This is a genomic window from Candidatus Zixiibacteriota bacterium, assembly GCA_040753495.1.
Classification (GTDB): Bacteria; Zixibacteria; MSB-5A5; order GN15; family PGXB01; genus DYGG01.
The window spans coordinates 1-9,383 of the sequence record JBFMEF010000041.1 but is presented as its reverse complement, the minus strand read 5'-3'; the positions used below and the strand labels follow the sequence as shown (position 1 = coordinate 9,383).

5 protein-coding genes are annotated in these 9,383 nt (G+C 51.3%); all 5 read right to left on the bottom strand.

Annotated features, from left to right (window positions below):
• Positions 1-181: 181 nt before the first annotated feature.
• Complete coding sequence (locus tag AB1690_02400) at positions 182-976, bottom strand: C40 family peptidase (protein ID MEW6014153.1); 795 nt, start codon at positions 974-976, stop codon at positions 182-184.
• Positions 977-1,064: 88 nt separating this feature from the next.
• The gene (locus tag AB1690_02395; protein ID MEW6014152.1) at positions 1,065-2,054 is read right to left on the bottom strand and encodes a PorV/PorQ family protein; all 990 of its coding nucleotides are present in this window, start codon (positions 2,052-2,054) and stop codon (positions 1,065-1,067) included.
• An 18-nt stretch (positions 2,055-2,072) separates the two neighbouring features.
• The gene (locus AB1690_02390; protein ID MEW6014151.1) at positions 2,073-5,360 is read right to left on the bottom strand and encodes a hypothetical protein; all 3,288 of its coding nucleotides are present in this window, start codon (positions 5,358-5,360) and stop codon (positions 2,073-2,075) included.
• Positions 5,361-5,378: 18 nt separating this feature from the next.
• The gene (locus AB1690_02385; protein MEW6014150.1) at positions 5,379-8,363 is read right to left on the bottom strand and encodes a TonB-dependent receptor; all 2,985 of its coding nucleotides are present in this window, start codon (positions 8,361-8,363) and stop codon (positions 5,379-5,381) included.
• Between the two features lie 304 nt (positions 8,364-8,667).
• Positions 8,668-9,383, bottom strand: a 716-nt coding sequence (locus AB1690_02380) for an aminotransferase class I/II-fold pyridoxal phosphate-dependent enzyme (protein MEW6014149.1), incomplete at its 5' end; no start/stop codon positions are given.

The following is a 9,383-nucleotide window of genomic DNA, read 5'->3' as shown; positions in this document are numbered from 1 at the left end:
ATTCCGGTTTTCAGGTCACGCCCGATTTCTTCAATAGATGCTCCGTAGTAGACAGAACCGGATGCCTCCCCCCAGCATTCGCCGTCAATCTCGACAAACAGGCTGGTCTTGGTTGCGGCGGCGCCGTATGCCACCCGGAAAGGGCGCCGAAGCTTCATTTCTATTGGGAAATAACGAATATCTATCTTATAACTCTCCGCGCTTCCAGGAATATTTTCACTAAGTCAGGACGGTAATTCTTCCGCTCCGGGTTCATCGTTTCGACAGCGACGCCACCGGCGCGCAACGATGAATGAAGGAATTGCCCATGGTCCATGGCTATTGCCACATGACCGGTGAAAAACAGAAGGTCGCCCGGCAGAACTGAATTGCTCTCCACTTTCATCCCCTGCTGCCGCTGCTCTTTGCTGTCTCGCGGCAGACGGATTCCGAACCGCCCAAAAACCATCCTCACCAGACCCGAGCAATCAAATCCATAGGGTGTTATCCCTCCCCACAAGTATGGAGTGCCGAGGAACTGACGAGCCTCTTTAACCACTTTGGCGCCTAAATCTTCTTTCCCGACATATTCAGCCCACGCCAGATTCTTAGCGGGCAGACTTATGCTTATCCCGTTGAGGGTTTCTACCTCAACTTCAGCTTTGGCTTCCCGTTTCAATTTCAGAGCGGTGCCGTAGAAGAGGAATCTGGGGAGTGGGGAATCATCGCTCCAGCCAGGCAGGCTCAATGTAGAAGCCGTAACCAGATACTGCGGGGCGGCAAGGGCTGATTTATACCGCTTTCCGGATATGATTTCAACCGCCGCTTCACTCACCCAGCCGGTATATCCATCAGCCTGCTCCACATGAAAATATCCGGTGCGGCGGGAGTAAATTTTTAGCGGCTCATTGAACAGAATCTGACTGCGCCGCTCCGACTGGAATTTCGGCTCCGCCCGCAGGTCTGTCACATTTTTTACGACCGTTCCGTAATACATCGCCTAATGAATTAACTCCTGAAGGCCCGCTTGACAACAAAAAAATAGCCCCGCCGAATAGGCGGGGCTATCAACTGCAAACAACCTCTTAGAAATTGATGCGACCGGTAAAATACTGATTATTGTCGAATGTCTCCGTTTCAGTCCAGGAGTATTCGAAAGTAACATCAGTATTACCGAAGTTCAGCGTCAATCCGGCGCCGAAGGAGAAGCCATACAGATATGACTCCTGCTGCGAGTAATTATACCCGGCGCGCAGGAAATACTTGCCGTCATACCCATATTCCAATCCCCCCTGCCAGAGGTCTTCGGAATAGTTGTTGGAACAGAAATTGCCGCTGACCGTGGCGAGATTCGGACCATTGCTCAGAAAATCAAAGGACATCCCCAGATTAAATGAGCTGGGCAGGTCGAAAGTCGCCGCGACCGGGCGCGCCGGACGCAGGTCAAGAACGCGGTCAAATCCACGGCCTGAGAATTTCATCTCCGGCCCGTAGTTCTTAATCACCATTCCCAGCGAAACGCCGTGCCAGTTGGGACGATAAATGAAGCCGACATCAAAAGCCACGCCGGAGGCGGAGACTTCAAAAATCCTTTCATTTATGTACATCCCGGTGGCGCCGAAAGTGACGTTATAGGTCAAAGTTCTGGCGTACGACAGCGAGAGCACCGAAAGTGAGGGGTTGAAGACTCTACCCGTCCCATCCGGAAACTCTTCGGTTGTCTCTTCCATATCGCCGATGGAGACAATCTTGGCGCCGACGCCGAGAATGCCGAAATCGGACATATTCGTGGCAACGCCAACAAAGTTGACATCAATATCGGCAATATACGGCTGATGGCTGAAGAACGCCTCGGTTCCCTCAAGAGATGCCAGACCAGCCGGATTCCAATAGATCGATTCTACCCCGGAGGCGTTGGCAGTTACCGCACCGCCCATCGCCGTGCCGCGCGCGCCGATCGGGATACGCAGCTCCTGGGCTCCGGCAGTACCTAACCGCCTATCGCTCCCCGCGTAAGCCGTGCTAAGGCTTGCCGCAAGGAGAATCAGCATCAGAAATACTATTTTATTCTTCATCGCTTATATCCTCCTTGCTTAGTAAATCTTCAAGACTTCGGCTTCAGTGAACACCGCTATTTTCCCAATCTTCTGCCCGAATCCCGGAGCATCAACGACATAAATATATATGCCTGACGCCACCGGCAGTCCTTTCTCGGTCAGAAGATCCCAGCTGGTGATGGCTGAAGGGTCGTCTTTCTTGATAGTCCGCACCTTATCACCGGCAATATTGTAAATCGATATATCGCACTTGCGCGGCAAATGATGGAACTTCAAGGTGTTAAATCCCGGTGACGGGTCATAGGTGCTGTACAGATAGAACGGATTTGGCACCGCCTTTATCTTGTCCAGTTCGTTTTCCGCCTGTACCAGCGTCGGGGCAGTTGTCGTAAAGGTAAAAGTATCAGTGACTGCCAACGGCTTGGTGGTGGTCAGACGAAATATCGTTCCCAGTTCCGGATAATCCAGAGTGAAGACCGGCGGATTGGTCAATGTATCTCCATCGGCAGTATGACCGTTCCAGTTTACCAGAACGACACGCGCCAGTACCTCGCCGGTGGTCAGAGTGCGGTCGTATGTACCGCCCAACATTGCCGCTTCATTGGCAAGATAGCCGGCTTCGCCCGGTGTCATGTCGCTTGGCAGACGGAAATAAATCCAGTCTGTAAACGGGTCGTTATCCAGCCCGGAGACAGCATGTTCGCCATCCCCGCCGCTTCTCAGCGGGTCATTGATACAGCCCCAGGATTCCAGACCAAAAACGTCGTCGCTGCCATCATCAATAATCTCAAGCGACATCCTTACGTCGTCGGAGGGGTCATTGGGGGTGGCAATTCCGGTTCTCCAGACCTCATAAGGCACCCAGTAAACATTGTCGTCATTGAACCACTCAATGGCATAACTTCCCTCGACTCCGGGATTGTCGTAAGAACCGGTAAAGCGAATCTCATAATCATATGAGCCAATTCGGGCAAAGTTGTCACCGTCTCGAGTAGTGCGCGACAGGAAGAATGCGTAATCCCAGCTTGGATTGCTGCTGCAAGTGCCGCCACCCACATCGGCGGTATGAATACCCCAGCGGGCTTCACCGTAGAGGGTATCCGTTACCTGCTGCGCTGCAGTTGGCCTTATCGATGGGAAGTTCCCGAAGTCAAAGGCGCCGCCCTCGGGCGGGTCAATAGCGCCGTTGGCATTCGCGACAACATCGAAACTAAGAAAATCGACTGGCGGACCCTGAACTTTGACATAGAATCCATCGACTGCCAGATAGGCATTGTCACCGCTCAGGTTAGACTGAAATTCAAGCAGTGTAGTGTCCTTGGTCACATTTTCCAAATGCCATCTCAGTTCGCTGAAATAGATTACGGTGTCAGGGTCGGCGCTGGTGTCGACCATGGAATCGACAAAGACTATACGGTAGGTATCTCCAGTCAAAGCCAGCGGATCGATGATTATCGGAGTCACTATACCCTGAGAGACACCAGCCGTATGCTGGACTTCAATAACATCCTCAAGTTCCGCCTGAGGATAAATGCCTGCCGGAGGAGCCTGAGGCTCAACCACGATCGGCACCCTATTAGCCGAAGTAATTGTCTTCGGCGTGGCGGCGCCATCATAGCCGTATGCTTCCACACGGAAGTAATAGGCATTGGCGTCCTTCAGGTCACCGCCGAGGATGAAATCCTCATCGATTCTGATATAACGGCTGATACCGTTATCTGACCCGAACTTTACTCCTCGGGTCTCAAGGACGCCGGTAATCGGGTCAAGAACTTCATCGAGAATCTGGGCAACGCCATTATTGACATCATAGTTGGCAATCCGCTTCCAGGGACCATTGGAGGACTCACCCTGGTAAACAGTATAACCTTCAAAGGGGTAATCGCCCGGGTCCACTTCTGAAGTATCCGTCCAGCTCAAGACTATGTTGCCGGAAAGGCGAGCGGTAGTAACAACCGGTGGCGCCGGAGGCTTGGGAAGGTCAAAGTCAATGTCATAAGCGGTCTGGGCGAAACGGTCAAAGTACTTCATCACCGCTATAGACGATTTGGCATCTCCACCACGACCAACGACGATGGCAGCCAGGATTTCGGTGCTGTCACCGGGACGGAATTCAATCGGTCCCGTGCTCTGCATGAATCGGCGGTCGGCCGGGGCTACATCCAAATCACCGGTCCCCAATATCGGGTCGCCACTCAAGAAGTACTTGGTGACCAGTCCCGTTGTGGGGTCAATATACGGTGAGCCGTCACGGTTAAGACCGCGCATGTAGTTATAGGTTTCCTGGAAATTGTCCGGGTCGGTTCCGTTAATATACTTGTTGAACGAAACCATTCCCATATTGGTATAACCGGGCCAAAGCGTATCCCACATCTTTGCGGTATCGGCCATGTCGCCGGTGAAAATCAGCGGACCCTGGAAGAAGTCGTATCCCAGGCAGGGAGGCGTGGCTTGATAATACTGGTCGTCGTTGTCAGAATTGTAACAGAAACCGAGCGACAACATCGTATCACAACCTACAAAGTCATCGCCGGCGCCACCCAGGTCAGGGTCAGCCCAGAGAGACATATAGACATCCTTCAAAACATTCGAGCCGCGGTTATAGGCCTGCAGTTTGATGAATACGATACTGCCCAGAGCGTCCTCTCTGGTAAAGGCGAAAGTAGTTTGCCTGACCTCAATTCCAAGAGGATTGGTCTCACCGGAGTTGTTGGTATGCTGGCCCGGGTCGGCATCGTTATAGACTGCCCAGAGCATCTGGTCGCCTATCATCTTGGGTATGGTGTCGCCGGTGAGGGTGGTCTCAAAGGGAGCCCCCTGGGCGACGGCATACTGAAGATACTCCAGATAATCCTGGTTGGGATTGTTCGCCAGACTCTCCGCATAAAGTTTATAGACCCTGAATTCAGGCCGGTCGGGAAGGAATGTTCCTCCCTGCATCGGACCCGGCACATACTCATCGCTGTACTCGGCGATAATCACCCGCACTTCACCGGAAACCGAGTCAACGCCGCCAATCCAGAGCCCCGACGCATAAAGCGGCGAGGAGATATTGGAACCGTTCTCGATAGAACCGATATCAGTATACGGGTAATAAGTGCCGTAATCATGGCCAAATACCCCGGCCAGGTCGCGGCCGAAGTTACCATGGTTGGTAACAAACATGAATATTAAGTTGGCGTCAATGTACGACTCATTATCTATCTGCGTCGATTTCATTGCCCTCATCCAGGCGGCATTTTCTTTCCCCGCCGGGGGCGCCGCCGTCAGAGGCAAAGCCAACAGAATAAATATCAATAGCGTTCCTAAAAATCGTATTTTCATTTTCCTATCCCTCATTCTTTAGAACGACATCCGCAGCCCAAAATAAATCATTCTGGGATTAGAGTAGTTCTTGGGGTTATTCTGGCCAAGATTATATCTGTAGGCAAACTCCTCGCCGGTCCCGGCGGCGCTGGCGCGCACCTGACCCTCGGGAGTCTCCAGATAACCTGAGGTATATGCCTTGCCGGTACCTTCATAGACCGACAGAACGTTTTCTTTGTTGAGCAGATTCTTTATCCAGATGTACGGCACCAGATTGAAACTGCCCACGCGAATCGTTCTTTCCGCCTTAACATCGACCGTGAACTGCCAGGGAAGATTAGCGGAGTTGATAGGACCGGTCGGTATCTGCTGAACCGAGGCATTAGGGCTGACACCGTCGTAAATCTGCATCGGCGTATAGGGCGTGCCGCTGGCAATCTGAACAACGGCGCTCGCTCCAAAGTTCTCCAACGGACGGAAATTGCCCAGAACCGGACCTTCACCTTTGACCGTGCGGAAATCAATGACACCTATGATACTATGCCGCTGGTCGTAATCGAGCGGGTTGGTCCTCTTGGGGGTCCCCGTCGGATTCTTCCAGGCAATGTTATAGGTGGACTGAGCGTAAGAGCCGGTTCCCGTCGCATAACTGAGCGAGTACTTCAGGTCGAGTGCCAGATTCCTGGTCCGACGCATAGTCAGATTGAAATCGAATCCCTTGATAGTACCATAATCGGCGTTGGCGAAGAAATCGTACGCCTTCGGAAAAACACCGTCAAGATGGTAAATCTGAGTCAGGTCCGACACATCCTTGTAATATGCCGTCAACTCAACCGCGGTATTATCGCCCAGCTGGTGCGTCATACCGAACTCATACTGGGTCGTCATTTCCGGCTCCAGATTCGGGCTGGGGAACGGATAGTATGATCCGGCCGTTACGCGCGCCTCCAGGAAATCGTAACCGGTGTAGAGGCGAACCAGGTCGGGACGCTGATAGAACTTGCCGAAGTTGAAGTAGAGCTGCGTTTTGTCGCTGACAGGGAAGGAGACGCCCAACCGGGGAGACAGACGCGAAAACGCCTTGCTGTCTTCCAGGTCTGTGCTGTCCAGCTGGCTGTCACCGATATTGCCGGCGTCAAACGGACGATAAATATTCTTCAGGCGAAGCGCCTTGTAATCAAAGTAATCATAGCGCAAGCCGCCATTCAGAATCAAACCGCGCCATTCGAAACGGTCCTGAACATATACACCAAGATTAATTGGATGCTTCGTGTTATTCATAAAATCTTCATCATCCGATTCATCTCCCGCGAGGTCGTAACCGTAACGGTTCAGACGCTCCGTGGTCTTGGTCGGGTCATGATCCTGCGTTGCATTCAGGTTCTCGAAATACCGAAGCGTATGACGCTGGAAGTCAAATCCGAACTTGATGGTATTGCTCGGCGTCACCTGGCTGGTGATGTCTCCCTTGATACCGTAGTAGGATGACTTTCTCTGCAGATAGTTGGGCCAGAGTGACTCAATAAAAGTCACAAATGAATCAGCCTCGGTTCCTCTCAACGAATCGGGGAACCCAAAGTAGATGTCACTGTAAAAGAGACTGTCTCCCTCGCGGAAGAGGTTATGCAAATCATACTCCGGATTGGCAAGGACGTCGATTCGGACCACCGAATCGCGGTTATTGTAATCGCGAATTTCGATTTTCCGCTCATAAGCATTGTAATCCTCAAAAACCTTACCATCCCCTCTAGTACGCTCCGTCAGGAACGACGATATGGAGAAGTTGTAAAAGGTATTGGGATTTAGCTGATGAGTTATCTTGGCATTCAAACCGAGGTTCTTGTCGACATAATAAGGCGAATGCTCAACCTGGCTTACATAAGCCGGATTCAGGTAGTAATGACGGTATTCCTGCCATCTGTCATAGGAGCCGTTACCGTTTATGGAGAGCTTCATATTCTGAGTTAACTGAAAATCAAGCTTCCCCTGGTAAGACCAGCCGCGCAAAGAGTTTGCCGGCAGACGCTGCGGCTCTTCGAAGTTCGATTCCAATCCGAACTGCTTGTAAACATCGGAAGTTACAGCCGATGGCGTACGGTCCGCCAGGAAACGGCGCTCGCCGGAGAAGAAGAAAAAGGCTTTATCCAGACCAGGAATCGGACCGCTCAGGTCGGCTGAATACCAGTTCTGGTCGTAGCTGTCATATCCGAAAATAGTGGCGGCGTTATCGCTGACCAGCTCCAGATTTCCGTGATAGATTTCTCCGCCGGAGCGAGTTGTTACATTGACAATACCGGAAGCGACATGACCGTACTCCGCCGAGAAGGCGCCGGAGGTCACGGCCACTTCCTGAATGGCATTATTGGCGATATTTGCCGTCGAAATACCGGACAGCGGGTCCTGCTGCGAGAAGCCGTCAACATAGTAGGCGACTTCCGAGGGACGCCCGCCGCGCAGGTTGATTTCCGGCGCCATCGCCAGCGATTCGCGACCAAATCCGCGCTGACGGATATCAACGTTGGAATTCATCCGCACCACGCTATTCTGAATGCCGACCACCTGCTCAAAGCCGCGCACCGGCATCGCCTGCAGCTTCTCGCTGGTAGTAATGGCGACCGAGGTGGTCTTGTCTTTCAGAATCAAAGGTCTTTCGGCGCGAACTACAATCGTCTTGCCGAGTTCCAGCGCTTTGCGGGATAGAGTGAAATCGATGTAAGTAGCTAAGTCAACTGAGACCATCGCATTGGTTATCTCAACCGGGGCAAACCCGATTATCGATGCTCTCAGGGTATATGTGCCGACTGGCACATTGATGATGGTGTACTCCCCGTCTTCATTAGTCAGAGCGCCCATTTTGGTTCCGACTACCGATACCGCAACGCCCGGGATAGGTTCTCCAGTTTCTTCATTGACAACCTTTCCGGTCAAGCGGCCGGTGGTTCCGGCAAAGACATAATGCGGGAGCACAATGATAAACGCCAGAACCAGCAATGTTACCGAATGTAAAAATTTTTTACTCAACTTTAATACCCTCCAATAGGTTTAAAGGTTTTAACAAAGGAATCAATTGCGCCCTCCTTTCACCTCCTTGTGTCCTTAAAGATTTACATTTCCGTAAAGTTATCTTTAGTTTCTTCTATTCAAGCAGAAACACTAGCAGAACTTAAAGCTGTTCAAAAGTACCAAAGCTTGAACAGATATCTATTAATTTCTACTGCGATATGAAGTTAGATGTTGGTATAATTCCTGTCAACAAAAAACAATCCGATCTATACATCACAATTTCTGCGCTCTATGTGTAAAAATCGGACAGTTTCCGAAAAACTTAAGCGTTCTGCTTAATTTTTGCTACAGCTGACTTGATTTGTGACAGGGCAATTTTGATGTTTTCCACGGAATTGGCGTAAGAAAACCTCAGATATCCTTCGCCAAAGCTGCCAAAAGCCGTTCCGGAAAGTGCCGCCACGCCGAATTCATCGAGGAGGTACTCGGCAAACGGCTTTGACTTCCATCCGGTAGCGGTGACATTGGGAAACGCATAGAATGCGCCGAGAGGCTTCTTGCAGGAGAATCCCTCGATCTGATTAAGACCGTCAACGATGACATCACGCCTTTTCTTGAATTCCGCCACCATCTGATGCGATTCCTCCTGCGGTCCTGTTATAGCGGCGGAAAGGGCTATCTGGGCAAAAGAAGCAGTACAGGAATGGGCATTAGTACCCAACTGGGCGACATACTTAGCCAGTTTTTCTTCCATTACCCCGTAGCCAAGGCGCCAGCCGGTCATGGCATAGGTCTTGGACATACCATCCAGTATGATGGTTCTTTCGAACATACCGGGAAACTGGGAAATCGATTCAAATTTGGTCTCATATATGATTCGCGAGTAGATTTCATCGGATAGAATCCAGATATCCCGCTCAACCGCCAATCGCGCAATCTCTTCGAGGTCTTCGCGCGTCAGCACTCCGCCGGTCGGATTCTGGGGAGAATTTATAATTATCAGTTTTGTCTTGGGTGTAACAAGAGATTTCAGTTCTT